The 22154-nt window shown below is 52.9% G+C and carries 13 protein-coding genes; 11 read left to right on the top strand and 2 right to left on the bottom strand.

The window, feature by feature from the left end; genetic code table 11:
- Window positions 1-9: 9 nt before the first annotated feature.
- Entirely contained in the window at window positions 10-1383 is a 1374-nt protein-coding gene (gene hisS, locus C8275_RS06795; RefSeq protein WP_106484584.1) for a histidine--tRNA ligase, read from the bottom strand.
- 193 nt (window positions 1384-1576) lie between these two features.
- Between hisS and mtgA the strand changes: the two genes are divergently transcribed.
- The 11 genes from mtgA (at window position 1577) to C8275_RS06740 (ending at window position 20191) form a co-directional block, all read left to right on the top strand.
- Window positions 1577-2272, top strand: coding sequence for a monofunctional biosynthetic peptidoglycan transglycosylase (gene mtgA, locus C8275_RS06790; protein ID WP_106484583.1), 696 nt, complete (start codon window positions 1577-1579; stop codon window positions 2270-2272).
- A gap of 41 nt (window positions 2273-2313) precedes the next feature.
- Entirely contained in the window at window positions 2314-4209 is a 1896-nt protein-coding gene (locus C8275_RS06785) for a glycoside hydrolase family 97 protein (protein ID WP_106484582.1), read from the top strand.
- A gap of 153 nt (window positions 4210-4362) precedes the next feature.
- A complete protein-coding gene (locus C8275_RS06780) occupies window positions 4363-7755 on the top strand; it encodes a SusC/RagA family TonB-linked outer membrane protein (RefSeq protein ID WP_199881889.1) in 3393 nt (1130 codons plus the stop codon).
- A 25-nt stretch (window positions 7756-7780) separates the two neighbouring features.
- Window positions 7781-9274, top strand: a complete 1494-nt coding sequence (locus C8275_RS06775; protein ID WP_106484580.1) for a RagB/SusD family nutrient uptake outer membrane protein — start codon at window positions 7781-7783, stop codon at window positions 9272-9274.
- A 12-nt stretch (window positions 9275-9286) separates the two neighbouring features.
- Window positions 9287-10081 (top strand): DUF4843 domain-containing protein, encoded by a 795-nt coding sequence (locus C8275_RS06770; protein ID WP_106484579.1) that lies wholly within the window; start codon window positions 9287-9289, stop codon window positions 10079-10081.
- Window positions 10082-10093: 12 nt separating this feature from the next.
- Window positions 10094-11689: a PKD-like family lipoprotein gene (locus tag C8275_RS06765; protein ID WP_106484578.1), complete on the top strand. Its 1596-nt coding sequence runs from the start codon at window positions 10094-10096 to the stop codon at window positions 11687-11689.
- Between the two features lie 373 nt (window positions 11690-12062).
- Window positions 12063-15302 carry a SusC/RagA family TonB-linked outer membrane protein gene (locus C8275_RS06760; protein WP_199881887.1) on the top strand — a complete coding sequence of 1080 codons (3240 nt, stop codon included), beginning with the start codon at window positions 12063-12065 and terminating at the stop codon, window positions 15300-15302.
- 42 nt (window positions 15303-15344) lie between these two features.
- A complete protein-coding gene (locus tag C8275_RS06755) occupies window positions 15345-16748 on the top strand; it encodes a RagB/SusD family nutrient uptake outer membrane protein (RefSeq protein WP_106484576.1) in 1404 nt (467 codons plus the stop codon).
- A 7-nt stretch (window positions 16749-16755) separates the two neighbouring features.
- On the top strand, window positions 16756-17451 hold the full coding sequence (locus C8275_RS06750) for a DUF4843 domain-containing protein (protein ID WP_157948201.1): 696 nt from the start codon (window positions 16756-16758) through the stop codon (window positions 17449-17451).
- Window positions 17452-17472: 21 nt separating this feature from the next.
- Window positions 17473-18975, top strand: a complete 1503-nt coding sequence (locus tag C8275_RS06745; protein WP_106484574.1) for a PKD-like family lipoprotein — start codon at window positions 17473-17475, stop codon at window positions 18973-18975.
- Between the two features lies 1 nt (window position 18976).
- Entirely contained in the window at window positions 18977-20191 is a 1215-nt protein-coding gene (locus C8275_RS06740) for a thioredoxin family protein (protein ID WP_157948200.1), read from the top strand.
- Between the two features lie 151 nt (window positions 20192-20342).
- Here the strand turns inward: C8275_RS06740 and C8275_RS06735 are convergent, their stop codons facing one another.
- Entirely contained in the window at window positions 20343-22142 is a 1800-nt protein-coding gene (locus C8275_RS06735) for a RagB/SusD family nutrient uptake outer membrane protein (RefSeq protein ID WP_106484572.1), read from the bottom strand.
- Window positions 22143-22154: the final 12 nt, after the last annotated feature.

Here is a 22154-nt window from a genome sequence, read left to right as displayed (position 1 = left end):
ATGCCTCGTTCATCGTGCATCCTCCTTCATCATTGCCAGCAGTTCATCCGCTGTCACGGCATGCTGTTCACCGGTCAACATGTTCTTCAGCGTAAACTTGCCCTCGTTCATCTCCGTCTCTCCGGCAATTGCCACAAAGGGGATGTTCTTGGCGTTGGCATAGCTCATCTGCTTCTTCATCTTCGCACTGTCAGGATAGATTTCCGCACGGACGCCCGCTGCACGCACCTTTGCCAGGACAGGCAGACAGTAGGCGGCTTCGGCTTGTCCGAAGTTGACAAAGAGAAGACGGGTCCCGTTGACGGCATCCTTGGGGTAAAGGTCCAGCTGATTGAGCACATCGAAGATGCGGTCGGCACCAAAGGAGATACCTACGCCCGAAACACCGGGCATGCCGAACACGCCCGTCAGGTTGTCATAACGTCCGCCTCCGCTGATGCTGCCAATCTGGACATCGAGCGCCTTCACCTCGAAGATGGCACCCGTGTAGTAGTTCAAGCCACGTGCCAGTGTCAGGTCAAGCTCCACCTCGTTGCGGATGTCCAGCCCTGCCACGGTGCTCAGGATGAATTCGCTTTCCTCCACACCCTTCATGCCGGTCTCGCTGCCGGCAAGTACCTCCTTCAGCGTCTCCAGCTTTTCGGCATTGCTTCCGCTGAGCAGGATGATGGGTTGCAGCTTGTCGATGGCTTCCTGCGGAATGCCCTTCGAAGCGAGCTCGGCGTTGACGTTCTCCAGGCCAATCTTGTCGAGTTTGTCGATGGCCACGGTGATGTCGACAATCTTGTCTGCCTCACCGATGATTTCGGCTATACCTGCCAGAATCTTGCGGTTGTTGATTTTGATGGAGACACGTACCCCGAAAGCGGTGAACACGGCATCAATCATCTGCACCAGTTCCACCTCGTTGAGCAGAGAGTCGCTGCCCACCACGTCGGCATCACACTGATAGAACTCCCGGTAACGACCTTTCTGCGGACGGTCGGCACGCCACACCGGCTGAATCTGGTAACGCTTGAAAGGGAACGTGATTTCCTCGCGGTGCATCACCACATAGCGTGCAAAAGGCACGGTCAGGTCATAGCGCAAGCCTTTCTCACAGAATTTGGAGGCAAGCTTGGCAGCGTTGCGCGACAACAGTTCCTCGTCAGTCAGTCCTGAGAAATAGTCGCCCGAATTCTGTATCTTGAAGAGGAGCTTGTCGCCCTCGTCGCCATACTTGCCCATCAGGGTCGAGAGGTTCTCCATGGCGGGAGTCTCAATCTGCTGGAAACCGAAATGATGGAATACTTCACGGATGGTATTGAATATATAGTTACGCTTCGCCATTTCGAGCGGCGAGAAATCTCTGGTTCCTTTGGGAATGGAAGGTTTTGCTGCCATAGTTCTAAGTGATTTTAAACGTTTGTGTTCGATGGGGAAAAGGTCCGGAAGGGACGCTGTCCCCGTTCATGTTCTGCGGAGGATATGTCAGCTTGTGACAAAATCCGAAGCAAAGGTAAGACTTTTTATGCCTTACGCCGTTCTTACATTGCAACTATTTACGAACTTTGCGCCCAAAATATCCGTTTCGACAATGAAAAAGCTCAAAAGGTGGTGTATGCGGCTCGTGCTGCTCTTCTTCGTCTCCAGCATTGGAGCAGTGATTCTCTATCGTTTCATCCCGGTCTATGTCACCCCGCTCATGGTGACCCGTTGCATCGGACACCTCTTCGACGGAGAGAGTCCCCGGCTCTACCACCGGTGGGTGCCTCTGGAGGACATATCCCGTCACCTTCCCATGGCAGTCATCGCGTCGGAAGACAACCGTTTTGCCGAGCATCACGGGTTCGACTTCGATGCCATCCAGCAGGCCATCGACGAACGGAGGGAGGGGAAACGGCGTCGCGGTGCCAGCACCATCAGCCAGCAAACGGCAAAGAATGTCTTCCTGTGGGAACGCTCGTCGTGGGTACGCAAAGGCTTCGAAGCCTATTTCACCGTGCTCATCGAGCTTTTCTGGTCCAAGGAGCGCATCATGGAGGTCTATCTGAACTCCATCGAGATGGGCGACGGCATCTACGGAGCGGAAGCAGTGGCAAAACATCACTTCAACACCACGCCCGACCGGCTGTCGCGCAGCCAGTGTGCCCTCATCGCCGCCTCTCTGCCCAACCCCCTGCGCTTCGACTCGGGACATCCGTCGAGCTACCTGTACAGACGTCAGCGGAAAATCATGCGACTGATGAAGCTGGTGCCCGTCTTCCCGGAACCGGAAAAGAAGCACAACTGAGCACGCAAACGTTGAAGAACTAAAAACAATTATCACATACCATGACACATCTGTTTCAAACGGCCTGCCTCCTGGGGCTTGCCTTCCTGACTTCCCTGCCCCTCCGGGCAACTGACACCGAGACCCTGTCTCCCGACCAATCCATCCGCGTCACCTTGTCCTGTCCGGCAGACGGTCCCACGGGATTCTCCGTGAACTATCAGGATAAAGAGGTGTTCCGTCACATCAACCTCGGACTGCAAACCGACCGGCGTGCGTGGGAAAAGGGACTCACGCCCCGTTCCGCCTCCGAAGCAACCCTTCACACCGACGACTACACCCTGCTCTCCGGCAAACGCCTCCATTGCACCAACCGCGCCAATGAGCGCACCTTCCGTCTGGAAAATGCCGACGGGCAAGTACTCTCTGTCATCCTGCGGGTATATAACGACGGTGTTGCCTTCCGCTATGCCCTGGACGGTGAGGAGGGCGAACACCTGACCGGTGAACGTACGGCTTACGACATCCCGGAAGGACGTCCGCGCTGGATGCCCCGTCACCTGGTGGGCAACGAAGATTTCTTCCCCCTCAACACCGACGGACAACCTGCAGGAGCATGGGGCTATCCTTCTCTCTGCGAACCGACCGACGGCGTGTATGCCCTGCTGACGGAATCCGGACTGAACCGCTCGCACTGCGGCTCCTACCTGGACAACAGCCTCCGGAGCGACAACTACCGCATCCGCCTCGTCGACCGGAGCCTTCCGCTGACCAACGGCTGGCTCTCTCCCTGGCGCATTGCCATCATAGGCACGGCAGCCACCGTAGTGGAATCGACCCTGGTGACCGATGTGGCCGACCCCTGCCGCCTGGACGACACTTCGTGGGTCGAACCGGGAGTGGCTTCCTGGATTTACTGGGCGCACAACCACGGCTCGCGCGACTGCGCCCTGCTGAAGGAGTATGTCGACCTGGCAGCCGACATGGGATGGCCCTACACACTGATTGACGCCGAATGGGACTCCATGGGCAACGGAGGCACCATCGAAACCGTTGCCGACTATGCACACGGCAAAGGGGTCAAGCCCCTGCTCTGGTACAACTCCAGCACAAACTGGGTCAGCCACGGGGCACCGGGTCCGTTCTACCGGCTCAACGACAGGAACAAACGCGAACAGGAGTTCGCCTGGCTGGAGAAGGAAGGGTTCAAAGGCGTGAAAATTGACTTCTTCCCCGACGACAGTCTCTCCGTCATCAACTACTACATCGACCTGCTGGAAGATGCAGCCCGCCATCACCTCACCGTGAACTTCCACGGAGGTATCCTGCCCAAAGGCTGGCAGCGCACCTATCCGCACCTGCTGACCCAGGAAGCCGTCTACGGTGCCGAGTGGTACAACAACAACGCTGTCCTGACAGACCGTGCCGCCTGCCACAACGCTACCCTGCCCTTCACACGCAACGTCATCGGTCCGATGGACTATACGCCGGGCACCTTCTCTGACTCACAACATCCGCACATCACGACCCATGCCCACGAGCTTGCCCTCCCCCTGCTCTTCGAATCAGGCATGCAGCACATGCCCGACCGTCCTTCCGTCTATCGGGAATTGCCCGAAACGGTACGTCGCCTGCTGTCCACCCTGCCTACGGTCTGGGATGACACCCGTCTGCTGGCAGGCACTCCGGGCGACCATGTGGTGATAGCCCGGCGGAAGGGGAAGGTGTGGTACATCGCCGGTATCAATGGAAAGGACACGGCTGCTACACTGAAGTTCTCCCTGCAGCGTCTGTCCCTTGGCGGAAGCGGCACTGCCTGCCTCATCACCGATGAAGCCGACGGCCGCCATTTCCACATCGAACCGTCCACACCGGTTTCCCCGGACAACGTCCTGCACATCGACTGCCTGCCGCGTGGAGGCTTCGTCCTGATTCTCACGGAAGGCACGAACAACTAGACAACCGGCCGGTCCGGAAACAAAGGCATAAAAGTCAAGAGACAAGACTACCCCGTTTCTCTCACTGGATTGTTATAACTATATAAAAGAATGCTTACGAAGCATAAAAGAGAGTACACACAGTATAGTTATAACCCTTTAAGCACTAGCACAATGAGAGAAGATCTGAGAGAAAAGCCGGGCGGACGGAGTAGTCATGCCACCAACAGACTGCTTTCCAAAAGTCTGAAGCGCTGCTTCATCACGGCCGGATGTTGTTTTTTTAGCTTTACGGTGTTGGCACAAAGTGACCAACGCATCACGCTCAACCTGCAGAAAGCGACCCTGGAACAAGTCATTTGGGAAATTCAGAAGAAGACGGGATTCACCTTCATGTATGGCTCCAACGACATCCAGGCAGTCAGGAACATTACCCTCAATGAGAAAGACAAGAGCATCCGGGAAATTCTGGACAAGTGTCTGCGAGGGACCAGCCTCACGTATGAAATATCGGGAAAGGAAATCATCATCAAACAGGCAACTGCTGACGCCAAACAACAGACAGGACGCCGTGTGAAGGGAACCGTCGTGTCCAAAGAAGACGGACTGCCCGTCATCGGAGCCTCCATCCGTGTGGATGGGACAGAGCTCGGTGTTGCCACAGACATTGACGGCAACTTCAGCCTCAACAATGTCCCGGACGGAGCACAGCTGGTAGTGTCCTACATCGGCATGAAGACACTGACGGTAGCAGCCACCCCCAACATGACCATCACACTGGAAAACGATGCACAGACCCTGGACGACGTCGTGGTGACCGGTATCTTCAAGAAAGCCAAGGAGAGCTATACGGGTGCCGTGTCGACCATCACCTCCGAGCAGCTCGACATGTATAAGGGTCAGAACCTGCTCCAGACACTGAAAAACATCGATGCCTCCATCAACTTCGCCGTCAACAATATTGCCGGAAGTAACCCCAACAACCTGCCGCAAATCAACATCCGCGGCAACTCATCCCTGCCCATGAGCGTGGAGGAGTTCAACAAGACAGCATCCAACGACATCAACCGTCCGCTGATTATCCTCGACGGCTTTGAAATCTCCCTGGAGAAACTCATGGACTACAACGACGAGGAAATCGAGTCCATCAACATCCTGAAAGATGCATCTGCTACAGCCATCTATGGTTCAAGAGGTTCGAACGGAGTCATCGTCGTCGTCACCAAACAGCCGGAAGCCGGAAAGCTGAAGGTAAATGCCGAAGTCGGCATCGACATCGAAGCTCCCGACCTGACATCCTACGACATGCTGAATGCCTCAGAGAAACTCTACCTGGAGAACTACCTGGGACTCTATAGCTCGGAGGTTCCCTCTACCGATATCCGCTACCAGGCTGTCTACAACGAACGGTTACGCAAGGTGCTCACCGGACAAAGCACGGACTGGCTCAGCAAACCGATACGCACCGGCGTGGGACAACACTATAACCTCCGTCTGGAGGGTGGAAGCGAAGAGTTCCGCTGGAGCGCCACGGCAGGATACAAGGACGTCGAAGGTGCCATGAAGAACTCTGCCCGCCGCACGTTCAACGGTTCCATCACACTGATGTATACCGTGAAGAACCTTATCTTCAAGAACTACACCTCGTACGGCGTGACCCGTTCGACGGAAAGCAACTATGGCACATTCAGTGACTACGTTGCCCAACAACCGTATAACAATCCGTATGACGAGAACGGCGAGGTGGTACAATTCTTCGACGCTTTCTACGGCTCGAAAACGGGAGGAGAGTTCAACCCGCTCTATGATGCCATGTTGAAATCGTTCGAGAAGAGCGGCTACGAAGAGCTGACCAACAACTTCGCCATCGAGTGGAACATCCTGAAAGGACTGACCTTGCGCGGACAGGTGGGCATCACCACCAACAACAACCACAACGACACGTTCCTCTCGCCGAAAGACTCCTACTTCACCGTCGACCCGATTACATCTTCCATCTACAGCAGTGATGAAGGCTTCCTCCGTCGTGGCTCCTATGAGTACGGCACCGGAAAGTCGTACAACTACAACGGAAGCCTCAACCTCTCATACAACCACGTGTTTGCCGACAAACATTCCCTCTATGCCGGACTCGACTACTCCATCAACGAATCGGAGTCGGACAAGTATTTCTTCTACATGGAAGGCTTCTCCAACGAGAACATGGCCTCCATCGGCAACGGACGTCAGTTTGCACTGGACGCTGTCCCGACCGAGGCACAGACTCGCCGACGCATGATCGGCTTCACAGCCAACGTCAACTATACGTATGACCAGCGCTACTACCTCGACCTGTCCTACCGCATCGACGGAAGCTCCACCTTCGGCGCCGACAAGAAGTATGCCCCCTTCTGGAGTACCGGTGTAGGCTGGAACATGCACCACGAAGACTTCCTTGCCGGCAATCCGGTCTTGAACATCATGCGCCTGAAGATGTCCTACGGCTCCACTGGCTCACAGGAAGGCTCCGGATCGGGTGCATCAACCATCTACCGCTACCAGAACAACAACAAGTATCTCAACTGGGTGGGAGCCGTACTGAGCGAATGGGGTAACCCGAACCTGACCTGGCAGACGACCAAGGAGTTCAATATCGGCACAGAGTTCGGCTTGTGGCAAGGACGCGTGAAAGGTGAGTTCAACTTCTACACCAAGCACACCACAAACCTCCTCTCGGACATGAACATCCCCTTGTCCATGGGTTTCCCCTCCTACATGGCCAATGTGGGTGAAGTGAAGAACCGCGGCTGGGAACTGTCATTGAGCACCTACCTCATCCGCGACCCGAAACGCGAAATCAACTGGTTGCTCACCGGACAGCTGGTCTATGACAAGAACTGGATTTCCCGCCTGTCGGATGCCATCAAGAGACAGAACGAACAGATGCTCCAGAACGAGGACTACGACGTGGCAAAGCTCTTCTACGAAGGACGTCCGCAAAACGCCATCTATGCCGTACGCTCCCTGGGCATCGACCCCAGTACGGGACAGGAGATTTACCTTGACAAGGACGGCAACATCACCGACGTATGGAATCCCGGTGACAAGGTATTCCTGGGCTCCTCTGAACCGCTATACAACAGCATCTTCGGCACGATGTTCATGTGGAAAGGGTTCACACTGAATGTCTCCTTCCGCGCCTACTGGGGCGGCAAGAGCTACAACTCGACCCTGCTCAGCCGCGTGGAGGTGCCTATCAACAACCTGCGTTCCTCAAACGCCGATCGCCGCGTGCTCACCAACCGCTGGCTGAAACCGGGTGACAACACCTTCTTTAAAGGATTCAGCAACGACGCTACCGACGCCACCTCACGCTTTGTCATGTCAGACAATGTACTCGAGCTCCAGTCGGTCAGCCTCCAATACCGGTGGGACAGTGACTGGGTACGCCGCAACACCGGTGTACAGAGCATTACCTTCGCCGTCAACATGTCCGACCTCTTCCACTGGTCGACCATCAAGATGGAGCGCGGTACGGGATACCCCTATGCCCGTAACATCCAGGGAAGCGTCAAATTCTTATTCTAACCAATCACTCTAAACAGAAAGCACTATGAGAAAGATATACATCCTGATTCTTCTGCTGACGGCGTTCGGAGCCTCTTCATGCAACGACTGGCTGGACATCCGTGCCAACACCGAACAAAAGGACGAAGAACAGTTCTCCACGGCACAAGGGTTCTATGATGCCCTCATCGGCTGCTACATGACCATGGCTGACCGCAACATCTACGGCGAACAGCTGAGCATCACCTACAGCGAGGCACTCGCCTGCCTGTGGGACCTCCCCAAAGAACAAACAGAAACCAACCGCTTGGCAGAGTGGTTCTTCCAGCACCATGACTACACTCAGTCAACTGCCGAATCGGCCATCCAATCGGTTTATGCCGCCCTGTTCAACACCGTGGCACAAGCAAACATGATTATCAAGAACGTAGAGGAACGGGGCGAAGTCATCCCCAATCCGGACATCCGCTCTGTCATTGAGGGTGAGGCTTATGCCATCCGTGCCTACTGCCAGCTCGACGTTCTGCGACTCTTTGGCGAGGTGCCGGGTGGAAGCCGGAAGGTATCACTGCCCTACTCCGAAACCACATCCATCAACGACGTACCTCCCTACTATGACTTCGAAGGCTACGTTGCCAAGCTGAAGGCTGACATCGAAATGGCCAAGTCACTGCTCATCGACAAGGACCCGGTGTTCCAATACTCCTTCGCGAGCCTGAACAGCGGCTCGACGGCTCCGGTCGACGAGTTCATGCTCTACCGTCAGTTCCGAATGAACTACTGGGCTGTGCGGGCACTCGAAGCACGCATGTTGCTCTACACCGGCGAAAAGTCACAGGCACACGATGTCGCCATGGAAATCATCTCCGCCCGCCTCAACGGCAACCCGGTCATCAGCCTGAGTAACGCCGACGACTTCACCAACGGCTACAAACTCTGCCCCTCGGAGTGTCTCTTCGGACTGAGCAAGTACAACGTCATGACCTACTCGGAAACCTACCTTATCGGCGGCAACCTCAACATACAGTATGACTCACGGAACCACCTGACCATCACTCCCGACCGGCTCGACGCCCTGTATACAGGGGTCAATACCAATGCCCACAACCGCTACCGCTACTGGTGGAACTCAAACCTCCGGGACACCTATGGTGACAGACGGGTCACAACAACCAAGTACTACTGGGATGTGAACGTGGTGGAGAACGCCTCGCTGAAGTATGCCTACATCCCCATGCTCCGCATGTCGGAAATCTACCTCATCGCCATGGAGGGCACAACCTCACTGGAGGAAGCCAATTCCCTCTTCAGCACCTATATGCTCGCCCATGAAGATCCCGACACGCCGGGCTTTGCCTCCCTCGACGACCGTGCGGAGTTCCTCCTCAACGAATACCGCCGGGAATTCTTCGCCGAAGGTCAGATGTTCTACACCTACAAGCGTCTCAACACCGCGCAGATGCTGTGGGACAACGAACCCATGACCGAGGACGGCTACATCCTTCCCCTGCCGCGAACCGAATACAACCCCAACAACTAAAACACTACGAAGATGATGAAAACACTCATACGAACTCTTGCCTACTGCTCCCTCCTGGCAGCTTTCACAGCCTGCGAACGGGACTTGGAGCCCTACAGCTCGACGGATTGTCGGCTGAACTTCGTCTACCTCGACTATACCGGCGAGGTCATGACCAGTGACCGCGTCACGGAAGCCGAACGTACTGCATCCTACTCATTCATCACCGCCGGTACCGGCTCGACTGAACGCATCACGACCGACACCCTGTGGTTTGACGTGTCCACCATGGGCTTCCTCTCCGACCAGAACCGCCCCGTCCGTCTGGAACAGGTCAGCACGGGTGAGGACGATGCTATCCCCGGCGTACACTATGTGTCATTTGATGACCCGGACTTCACTCGCCTCTGCTTCGTTCCAGCCAACCAGAACCGCACACAGGTGCCTGTCATCGTGCTGCGCGACGCTTCGCTGGAGGAACACGACGTCACCCTCGTCTTCCGCTTCGCCGAAAACGAATACTTCAAACCCGGCTACACCGGACTGACTGAACGTACTCTGCACATCACCGACCGTCTGCTTGAACCGGGCAACTGGTCACAACAGTACTTCGGCACCTATGGACCGGTGAAACACCAGCTGATGATTGACTGGACAGGAGAAGTGTGGGACGAAAGCTACATCCGCAGCCTGCTGAATGGAGACAGTGGCTACCTCAGCTACCTCAAGGAATTCTTCCAACAGAAACTGGAAGAAGAGAATGTCAAACGTCAGGAAGCCGGACTCGACATCTACCGGGAAGCTGACGGAAGTGAAATCAGATTCTAAAATGCAACACCTATGAAACGAACAATCATCCAATACCTCCTGGTCGGAATCGTCTGCTGCCTCTCGTCATGCTACGACGATGATTCGACCTTGGGCTCCAACTATGTGAGCGACATCGAGATTGCCGGACTCGCCGACCAGTCGGTGGTGTCCTACTCGCAAAACTTCGTGAACGTGCAGCCGACCATTACGACCGATTATCCCGAGGATCAGCTGGAATATGCCTGGTACATCTACGCCGACAACACGCCGGAACAGGAGAACGGCTTCCGCAAAGACCGGATTGCCACAACCAAAGACCTGAACTACGAAGTCAATCTGCCCTCGGGGCTCTACCACCTGGTTTTCGAGGTAACCTCGCTGACCAATGACTTCTCCAAGACAGCGACGATGAATCTCAGCGTCTCGACCGCCTTCTCCAAAGGATTCTATATCCTCAAGGAGACAGCCGACGGCAATACGGACATCGACCTCTGGAATGAAGGCATCCTGAGCGAAGACATCCTTGCCAAGAAACTCGGCGCCCCCATGAACGGTGCTCCACGCAACCTGTCGCTGGTCTACACCGGGGAGTTTATCAATCCTGAACTGAACCGGACGGCACGCGGCAACCTTGTCCACATCTTCACGGAAGAGAACGAGTACAAAGGTTTCGAGAGTGAATCGCTGACGGAAGTCTTCAACAACGAAACCCTCTTCTATGCCGGCAACATGGATAACGAGGAGCCGTACATCATCTTCCGTGCTCCCAACCACACAGTCTACTTCTCGAACACAGGCATCCGCACCGCCGCCACCGTCTTCTCGGGGACGAACTACAACAGCGGACGTCTCGGGTTCCCTGCCGACGAGCACGGAGCGAGCAAGTTCATCATCCCCACCAGCTATGGCCAGGAGATGGTATACTGGAGCAACAGCGAGCATGCCCTGCGCGACGTCAACTTCAACTTCCAGCCGTCTTCTCTGGTGACTTCCGCTGACGGAAGCACCTATCCCGACGATCTGGAATGCATCTCGGCAGGTGCCAACATTACGGGCGACGCCTATTCTCCGACTGTCGTAGCCTATTTCCTCTGCGAGCAGCCTTCGACAGGCGACCGCTATCTGCTCCTGCTTGACGGAGGCTTCACCTTCACCGGTGTACAAATCAAGCAAATCATCAAGCTCGACCCGTCGCTTCACATCGCCCGTGACAAGATTGTCGCCATCAACCGCCGGACTGCCACCTACATCTATTCCATTTCAGAGGACAACAAGCTCTACGCTTACAGCTGGGTGAGCAACGACGAACGCGAGTTCCCGCTCCCGGGCATTCCTGCCGGAGAGGACATCACCTACCTGACCAACCAGTACTTCTACCTCTCGGAGGTGTACGGCTATGACACCTCGTTCAACTTCGACGACCTTATCGTAGGCACACAGACGGGCAATACCTACAAGCTCTATTTCTACAGCGCCTCAAAGGACATGAACGGTGGACGTCCCATTGCCGACCCGTCCCGGGTTATCACAGGTACCGGCCAAGTGAAAGCGGTCCGCTTCCTTGCCTCCATGAGTGTGCGGGGTAGTGACCACTACTCCGACCCCATCTATCCGTTGACCGACTAGACTTACGGGGAACACATCTTCCCTGAAAGAAGCGTACCAACCACCTTCGTTCCATTTTCCAGCCGCAGACGACGTAGCCCCCTTCTCCAACCTACTGAAGAAGATTCGGAAAGCTACGCCATCTGCGGCTGATTGTATCGGAAAAATTTGAAACTTCACTACCCATATTCCTCCACTCAATTGTTATAAGGTTGTCATGACACATTGAAGATTTGAGTGGAGAGAAATTATTCCATCATAAACCATCTAATAAACTAGCACTATGCACAACCAAGACTTGAGAGAAAAGAGCATCAGGGGAGTTTTACCCCCCCCCACTAACAATCTGTTTTCTAAGAGCTTAAAACGTTGTTTCGTCGCTGCTGGTTGCTGCTTGTTCAGCATCAGCGTGTGGGCTCAGAGCGACCAGCGCATCACCCTCAACCTGCAAAAGGCCTCTTTGGAGCAAGTCATTTGGGAGATACAGAAGAAAACCGGATTCACCTTCATGTACGGCTCCAACGACATCCAAGCAGTCAACAACATCACCCTCAATGAAAAGGACAAGAGTATACGGGAAATCCTGGACAAATGTCTAAAGGGAACGAACCTCACGTATGAAATTTCCGGAAAGGAAATCATCATCAAACAGACCGACGCCAATAAGAAACGCACCATCAAGGGTATTGTGGTCGACAAAGACGGAATGCCCTTTCCGGGAGCCAGCGTCCGCCTAAAGGGGACCGACACCGTAAGTGGGACCAATCTTGACGGTGAATTTCAAATAGCCGTCTCGGGCAATGACCCCACCCTCGTATTCTCCTTCATCGGAACGGAAACGCAGGAAGTCGCAGTCGGCAAACAGAACGAACTCAAAATCACCCTGCTGGAGAACGTCCGTGCCCTCGATGACGTTGTGGTGACAGGCTACTACACACAGCGCAAGCAAACTTTTACAGGTGCAGCCGTGAACTATAGTGGTGAAGAGCTTGCCGCTATCTCCAACAAGAATGTGCTCTCCACCCTCTCGTCCCTCGATCCCTCATTCAAGCTGGTGGATAACCTCTCTCTGGGTTCCAACCCCAATGCAGTTCCCAACGTGCAAGTACGCGGTATGAACTCCTTGCCCGATGCGAGTGGAAGTAACCTGAGCGAGACTTACAAAGGTTCCGCCAACCTGCCTACCTTTATTCTCGACGGATTCGAAGTCGATGTAGAAAAGGTATACGACCTCGACCCGAACCGCATCCAGAACATCTCCATCCTGAAAGATGCTTCCGCTACTGCCATCTACGGCTCCCGTGCCGCCAATGGTGTCGTTATCATCGACACGAAGGCACCGGCTTTCGGCAAACTGCAACTCAACTACTATGGCAGCGTCAGCGCTGAGGTTGCCGATCTCTCGGACTATCACCTGCTCAACGCCTCCGAAAAGCTGCGCTACGAACAGCTTGCCGGGCTCTACTCAGGCAGCAACGCCACCTACGTGGAAGAGATGTACAGACAGGACTACAACGATCGCCTGAAACTCGTACAACGGGGCGTTGACACTGACTGGCTTGCGCTTCCGCTGAAATCGACAGGCATCAGCAACCAACACAGCATTCAGCTGGAAGGCGGCAATGAGAACTTCCGCTATGGGGTCGACCTGACCTACAACATGACCGACGGTGTGATGAAAGGATCAGACCGTACAAAACTGGGCACCAGCATCAAGTTGCAGTACAACTACAAGAACCTACGCTTCCGCAACGAAATCACCTACGACAAGGTGACCTCCAACAACTCACCCTACGGTTCCTTCAGCCAATATGCCCTGATGAATCCGTACTACTATCCCTACGACGAAAACGGACAGGTGAAGCAGATTGTCTTCGAAAGCAGCAACGCCAACTCTTCACAGACAGCTGTGAGCAACCCGCTTTACAACGCCACCCTGAACACCAAAGACCAGACGACGTATGATGACTTCGTCGACAACTTCAGCGTAGAGTGGAACATCCTGCCCAACCTGAAATTCAAGGGACAATTCTCCATCGAACGCATCAATCGCTACAGCGACATCTTCAAACCGGCCGACCATACCGACTTCGTCAACCAGGAAGAGAACAAGGGTAGCTACCAAAAGGGCAACACCGTGTCTGAATCTTATGACGGAAGCGCCGTACTATCCTATTTCAACTATTGGAAGAAACACGCACTCAGCGTCAATGCCGGTTGGAACATCACATCGGAAGATGAGGACTACAGCAGCTATACCATCTACGGCTTCCCGAACCAGCAGTTAGACCATCCTTCACTCGGTGCAGGCTTCCTGGAAGGTGCCGGAGTGGAAGGCGACGCTACCATCAGCCGGCTGATGGGTTTCTTTGCCAATGTGAACTACAGCTATGACGACCGCTACTTCGTTGACGGGTCCATCCGTCTCGACGGTTCGTCACAATTCGGCAGCGAGCAACGCTGGGGCACTTTCTGGAGTGCAGGTTTGGGATGGAACATCCACAATGAACAAGTATTCAAAGACTCACCCATTGTCAATCAGCTCCGTCTGCGCGCCAGTACCGGATTCACCGGTGGACAGAACTTCTATCCTTACCAGGCTCTCATGATGTACCAGTACAACACCAACCTGTCTTACCAGGACTACATCGGTGCCGTTATCAAAGCATTCGGCAACTCGAACCTGAAGTGGCAACGTACCCAGAAACACAACTTCGGCGTCGACTTCGCCTTCTTCAACAACCGCCTGTCGGGTTACTTCAACTACTTCATCGAAAACTCCAAGGACCTGCTCGTCGATGTTGACATGATGAGCTACCTTGGCTTTGACTCCTACAAGGAGAACCTGGGCGAAACACAGAACAAAGGTTACGAATTCAACGTACGCTGGAGCATCTTCCAGAACAAGGACTGGCACGTAAACGTGTTTGCCAACGGACAGCACTACACCAACAAGCTCAAGAAGATTTCCTCGGGTCTCAGCTCCTACAACCAGCAGGCTGACGCCGAAGAGTCAACCGCTCCCTACGTCCGCTATGCCGAAGGTGCTTCCATCAACACCATCTGGGTAGTCCAATCAGCCGGTATCGACCCCGCTACAGGTAACGAGGTCTTTATCAAGCGCGACGGTACCTACACCAACGAATGGAGTGAACAGGATTATGTGCCCTACGCCTCGACCGATCCCAAGCTGAGCGGTAACTTCGGACTTAACATCTACTGGAAAGGCTGGGAACTGAACACCAACTTCTTCTATCGCTTCGGAGGCTATGCCTATAACCAGACGTTGGTGGACAAGGTGGAGAATGTCGACCCGTTCAACAACGTCGATTCGCGCGCATTGTACGACCGTTGGCAGACTCCCGGTGTTCCTGCCGTGTTCAAGCGCATCAGTGACCAATCGGTCACCCGTCCTACCTCGCGCTTTGTGGAAAAGGACAATTTCCTCTCTGCCACCTCGCTCAGCCTGGCCTATACCTTCGACCGCGACTGGGTGAAGAGCTTCGGAGCCCAATATCTGAAACTGACGTTCTATGCCAACGACTTTCTGCAAGCTTCGACCATGCGCCAAGAAAGAGGAACGGACTACCCGTATGCCCGTCACTTTTCCATCGCAGCACAAGTCACCTTCTGACGGCAAACAATTATTTATCTCACTCTAATATGACAACAATTTATGAAAAAGACCCTACTCTTCATACTATTGCCCTTGTTCACGCTGACCTCCTGCGAAGACTGGTTCGATATCACTCCCAAGTCGGAACTTAAGGCTGACGACTTCTTTGAGACCGAACAAGGCATGCGAGACGCCCTTATCGGTATCTACGCCACCATGGCAGACGAGAAGCTATATGGCGGACTGATGACCATGACCTACATGGATGTCCTCGGACAATACTACTCTTCTATTGGAAATACCCTCCACAGCTTCTATTATGCTTACAACTACGACTACACCAACAGTACAGAAGAAGCGCGTAAGGACGGACTCTGGAAAGCACTCTACAATGGTATCGCCAATGCCAACAGCTTACTGGAGAAAATGGAAGCCAACCGCTCCGCACTGCCCGAAGGAGAATATGAACTGATCCGCGGAGAAGCGCTCGGATTGCGTGCCTACCTCCATTTTGACTTGCTCCGCCTTTTCGCCCCTTCCCCTGCCATGAGCAACGGACTGAACCGCCCTGCCATCCCCTATGTTGATCGGCTCACCAACCAGCTCTTCGCCCGACTCACCACCGCCGAAGTACTGCAACGCATCGAAGCCGACCTGACTGAAGCACGCTCCCTGCTCGCCGAAGTCGACCCTTATGGTCCGCACCACAGTGACTATGACCTTGACAACCTGACGGGTATCCGCAAGGGACGAGAATATCGCATGAACTATTATGCTGTGACAGGTGTTCTTGCCCGCGTCCTGCTCTATGAAGGCAGCACCGGCAGCAAGAACCAGGCATTCACCTATGCGACTGAAGTTATCGACAGCGGACTGTTCCCGCTCATATCCAGTGCCGACCTCTCGGGTACTGACCAGAACGGCTTCGTCCAGGAAAACCTTTTCGCACTGGAAGATGTCGGTCTGGAAGACAACATTGTCGACATCTACTTCAACGTGGGTAACACCAGTTCCAACTACCTTGCCCTGACAGGCAACACACTCGATAACATCTTCCCCGCCTCTCTGAGTATGGACTATCGCCGCCTGTGGTGGATCGAGACATCGGGTTCGGATAATCTTATCACCAAGTACAACTATAGCGAACGTGTTCCCTTGGTCAAGGTATCCGAAATGTATCTGATTGCAACTGAAACAGCTCCTAACCTGACCGAAGCCACCGAATACTTCAATCAATTGCAATACCACCGCGGACTGCCTAACGACGAGCTGACTGCCGGAAACATACAAGACAAGCTGTTAGCTGAGTATGCCAAGGAATTCATTGCTGAAGGACAGACTTTCTTTGCCTACAAACGTATGGGCATGAACGTAACCCCCGTTACCAAACGAGTCCTGCCTGATGCCGAAGCCGTATACGTACTTCCGATACCAACAGAAAACACCAATTTTACCAACCAATAAAACGATTATGAAAACATCCATCCTCCTCATATCCGGACTGCTCACCCTCATAGGGTTGGCAGGATGCCAGGAAAACGAACGCATGCTCTATGAAGCCAAGAGCGCCGTCTACTTCAACTCCCCCGTCGAAGGTGACAGCCTGTCCTATTCCTTTGCATCGGGCGAAAAGACTGAAGACGTAGTCAACATCCCCATCCGTATCATTGGAGCCTCTAGCAAGGGAACCCGCTCCATCGCTTTCGACATTGACCCGGCATCGACAGCACAAGCCGGCGTACATTACCGCGACCTGCCCGAAGTCATCACTCTTCAACCGGATTCAGTCAATGCCTACCTGCCTGTCACTGTACTTGCCGAGCACTTGGACAACAATCAGGTATCGCTCATACTGCATTTACGTGGCAATGAAAACTTTGACCCTGGCTTTCCTGAACATCTCAGCTTCAAACTCAACATCACTGACCAACTCGTCAAACCCACTTATTGGGACATTCCTCTGTCACTCTACTACGGAAGCTATTCGAAAGCCAAGCACCAGCTGTGCATCCAGATTCAAGGCTTTGACTTCCCGGCTGAAATGGACATGAACCTCATCAATGATTTTATGTCCTATGGACGTCTGGTCTATCAGGCATTGCTTAAAGAACCACTTTGGGACGAAGAGACTCAACAATGGATTACCGCCGACTGGTCACCTCTCTAACCGCATAAACACATTACCGACATGAAAAAGATAACCTACATACTCCTTTCAGGCATTATATACCTCTTCGCATCCTGTGTCGAGGACAATACACAGACGGTCTTCAAGGAACTCAACGAAGTCACCATTGAAGGCATCGAAGATGAATATGAAAACGTATACATCAATCGTACGCTCAGCATCCATCCCACGCTCACCACAACCTTCAATGACGAGTCGCAGCTCGACTATCTTTGGATTGCCTACGACCGCAACAGTCGTCTCGGAGCAGACACCCTGGCACGTACTAAAGATCTCGACGCCATCATCGGGCTCACTCCAGGAGAACATACCGGAAAGTTCAAGGTGTTCGACCGCACCACAGGCATATACTATGAGAAAGAGTTCATCATCAACGTGGTGAACGACTTTACCCAAGGACTGCTCATCCTCGCCGAGAATAACGGGCAGGCTGAACTCAACTTCTGGGTACCTGGACGCGATGAACTGATTACCGATGTCTTCGGACTGCTCAACGACGGAAAAAGTCTCGGAACGAATCCGCACCGGGTGTACTTCAACAAATACACGACCGATGCCAGTAGCGAAGTCCTTGTTCTCTGTCAGGACGAGGAAGGCGGAAAGATTCTCGACAATATCACCATGCTAGAGAGCCGCGAATACAAGAGCCTGTTCATCAACGACATCGGAGACGTAAAACCGCAGGCGTACTTTAAGAACTACATGCGTGAATACCTCATCGACAATGGATTGGTGTATGACCGGGCAGTCAATACCAATCCGCCGAGCACTACTGTGAAACCCTATCTCAGCTCTCCGCGAGGTGATTACGAAATAGCTGAGAATGCAGACTTCGGCGACGACGAATCAAGCGTCTCCCGCACCGTGCTTTACGATAACCTGAATCATTGCTTCTATGCACAGCTCAGCATCACTTCGTCATCACTGACGACCGTCTCCTCGTCGGGCATGGCAATTTCAGGCGGCTTCTTTGACCCTGACAATGTAGGAATGGACTGTCTCTATGCCGGTCTGTCTTCTCGTAGTGCCGATGAAACGCGTGAATACATCGGTGTATTTGAGACCGAAGGTGGCGAACGTCACTTGTTGCGTATGGGCATCGCCTTCTACGCGAATATTGATGAACCAAGCACTTACTTTAAGGACTTGGGCAACGATGTCATCCAGTCGCCTGCCATCAACGAAGCTGTCAGCTTCTCCTGCTCCGCCAACTTCTCAGGTTACTTGTTCTATGCCGCAGGCAATCAAATCTATGTCTACAATGTTTTGAGCCGCACGGGACAGGCACTTTATGATATCGGTAGCGGATGCACCATCGACCACATTGAAATCGAGCGTGCAGGCAATCGGCTGTGGGTAGCCTTCCGCGACACACAAGCTACCTCCCAACCGGCAGGCTTCGTCGGACTAACCATTCAGACCGATGGTGGTCTCCGTCTGGAAGAGAGCATACGCCACGAGCATTTCGCCGACCGTATCGTTGACTTTGAAAGCAAATATTGATATGACACGCATCCTATCTCTCTGTTTTATCCTGCTTGCAGCCGTCTCCACCCGGCTGCAAGCACAAATCCACTTCAGCACCGCTGACGACTGGGAGACCGTACTGGAGACTGCCCGACAGGAGCAGAAGAACATCTTCATAGACGTCTACACATCATGGTGCGGACCATGCAAACGTATGGCTCGCGAAGTATTCTCCGACCCTGCCGTAGGAAAATACATGAATGACCGCTTCGTCTGCATCCAACTTGATGCCGAGAAGCAGGCAGGACATCCGTTCTTCCGGCTCTTCAAGCCCAATGCCTATCCTACCTATTACTGGCTGGATGCCGACGGTCTGTTGCTTGACAGTCGTTCAGGCTATATGCCGGGAGAAACATTCCTGCAAGCAGTCCACGAAGCGGTAGAGAATCAGAAGGGGAAACGTCTGAAGGAATTTACAGCACGTTGGAAAGGCGGAGAACGCGACACGGCGTTTGTCGAAAAATATCTCTTCGAGGTACTGCCACAGTTCCATCCCGACAGCGTCCGTCCTTTCCTGAACCAATATCTTGCCGGACTGACACCGGAACAGCTCCGCAGCCCAAGTACAGGCAGAATGGTGATGCGCTTCACCCGTAATCTGGAGGACGATCTCATCCTGCGTACCTTGCTCGGACAGTCATCCTCTTACAGAGAACAACTGACACAAGAAGAGGTTGACAAGGCAATCTACTTGGTTCTGGTACGCATTCCGATGATGCATTTCAATACGGACAAAAACCTATATGCTGCAGACTTGCAATTGCTCAACAGATTGGACTATCCGGATAAAGAACTATATAATAAGATAAGGGAAATCGAGCAGAAACTCTTCAGCGCACAATATGGCGAAGGGCTTCAACAAGCTGTTGAATTGTGCCAGGCACACGAGCAGGAGCATCCGTCATTCTACTCAGAGCTTTACTACACACTCATCATCAGCAAATTCTTCCAGCCCGACTACAACCCCGGCACTGAAGAGCTTTCCGCAACACTCCATCTGGCAAAAAAGGCTTTCCATCTGTCTCCTTCCCAAAATACATTGTCTTATCTCGCTGCAGCCTACGCACGTGCAGGCAATTATCGGAAAGCATACCAGGCTCTGGCATACTTGCCTTTTTATAAGGCACCGACCTTGAGCAACGCCGTCTATCCGTTACTGGGTATTGTGTTTGACCGGGAAAAGGGAGAATGAGGTTCTCCACACGATGCCCCAGACAAGTTATAAACACAAACAAATCGCCTGAGAATACCACTCATACCATAATCTACGAGAACAGTATTCTCAGGCGATTCCAGGATGCACCAGGCATGGTCCGGTGCATCCTGTTTGTTTACAATCGCTATCAATAGCCTGGATTCTGATATTCCGCACTATTGGTAATAGTAGCCGTAAATGTCGTTGATATAGGACGCAAAGCATATTCCGGCTTGAAATATTGGGCCAGATCCGGATGCGTCTCACTCAAATAAGTCGCATCTTTAAACATGCCTGTACGTTTCAGGTCATAAAAGCGACAATACTCACCACACAGTTCACGACCACGCTCATCCAGCACGTCACGTACCGTCGGCTTGGTTGTCAATGGGACAGCTCCTGCACGAGCTCTTACTTTATTGATATAATTTGCTGCATGAGAACCTCCGTTCAAATAGATGTCCAATTCAGCTGCTATCAAATACACCTCCGCCATACGCATGATAAAGGTCGCATTCAAGTTACCATTACGTTTTTTGGCTGGATTGGCCACATAATAGTTACTGCTATTGTGCTTGGTAAGGGACGGATAGAAATAACGGAACTGATTCTCCTTCCCTTCATATTGCATCTTTACATTATGCTTGACATCGTCATATACATCCGCATAATCAACAACCAGCACCTTATCCGTACGCTTCCGGGCTTTCCACTCTGCATAATCGGTATCTTGAGGCAGGATAATCCTGACAGCCTCATCTCCAACAGCCAACGACTGCCCCAATACGGATGCGTCTTTTCCATAATTGGTTAACGCATCTTTATCCCACTCATAGGCTTTATTGGCTTTCCATTCCGTTTGGAATATCTGATGGAAACGTGGGTCGAGCGTACCGTCCTTCTGCACAAAAAGACTGAGCAGATGCTGAGTAGGCATGAACAATCCAGCCTGACTTCCTTCCCATGTCAGACGCGAAGCCTGCGTATCCTCCCGTGCCCCAAATCGATTGAGGTCACAAAGGAAATACTCATCATTACGGTTCAGTTTCCAGTTGCCGTTGCTGGAACCGTGCCCGTCAGCACCGGCATACCAACGATGTTTCCACAAGGCTTCCTTGTTATTCCAATTGTTTTTCTCTGCAAACACCTCTCCAAAGTCAGGATACATATATGCATTGTACTTTGTGCCACCCGATTCACAATCATCAATCAGTTCTTTGGCTGCATCAAGTCCTTTCTGCAGAAACTCCGTTGCACCGTATTCATAAGTCTGCAAACATGCCTTGGCAAGGAAGCCGATTGCAGCCTTCCGCGTTGGCACTGTCGTCGTCTTATCATCTCCTTTTGCCAAATGTACGGCAGCAAACTCCAAATCAGGAATAATCACTTCCCGATAAATAGTCATCGGATCAGTTCGCACCGGAGCAAAATCCATCTTTTCCGATGGTTGGGTCAGCAATGTCACACCGCCAAATTGCTCCACCGCATTGAAATAATAAACAGCCCGCAAGAAACGTGCTTCCGCCACTTTGGCATCGCGTTCATCCTGTGTCTTGAAAGGAGCCTTGGCAGCCAATGAGATCGCCATATTGCAGCTGCCTATACCATCATACGTACCATTCCACCAGTTATTCGTATAGGTCGTATTAGGGGCAGCTCCTGCAAAGAACCAGAACCATTGCGTCCACGATGTTGACTGATTCGCCCTATAAGTCCACAAATCCGTATCTCCTTCAGTCAAAGCCATCCAATTTTCTGCACCATAAAAGTATCTCTCCATGGCAAAATAACACTGATTGACCAACGTGTTATAAGACTCCACAGAGTTAGCCGCCATATTGTCCATCGTAAATCCCCCGGGATTCACTTCGTCAAGGGAACACGACTGGAAGAGGGTTGCCACTGACACAGCAGCAGCAAAACTTATCTTTTTGATGTTGTTTTTCATATCTGTCCGTTT

It is taken from the genome of Bacteroides sp. Marseille-P3684 (assembly GCF_900291465.1).
Classification (GTDB): domain Bacteria; phylum Bacteroidota; class Bacteroidia; order Bacteroidales; family Bacteroidaceae; genus Phocaeicola_A.
The sequence above is the reverse complement of the archived record's forward strand: the minus strand, read 5'-3'. Positions and strand labels throughout refer to the sequence as shown.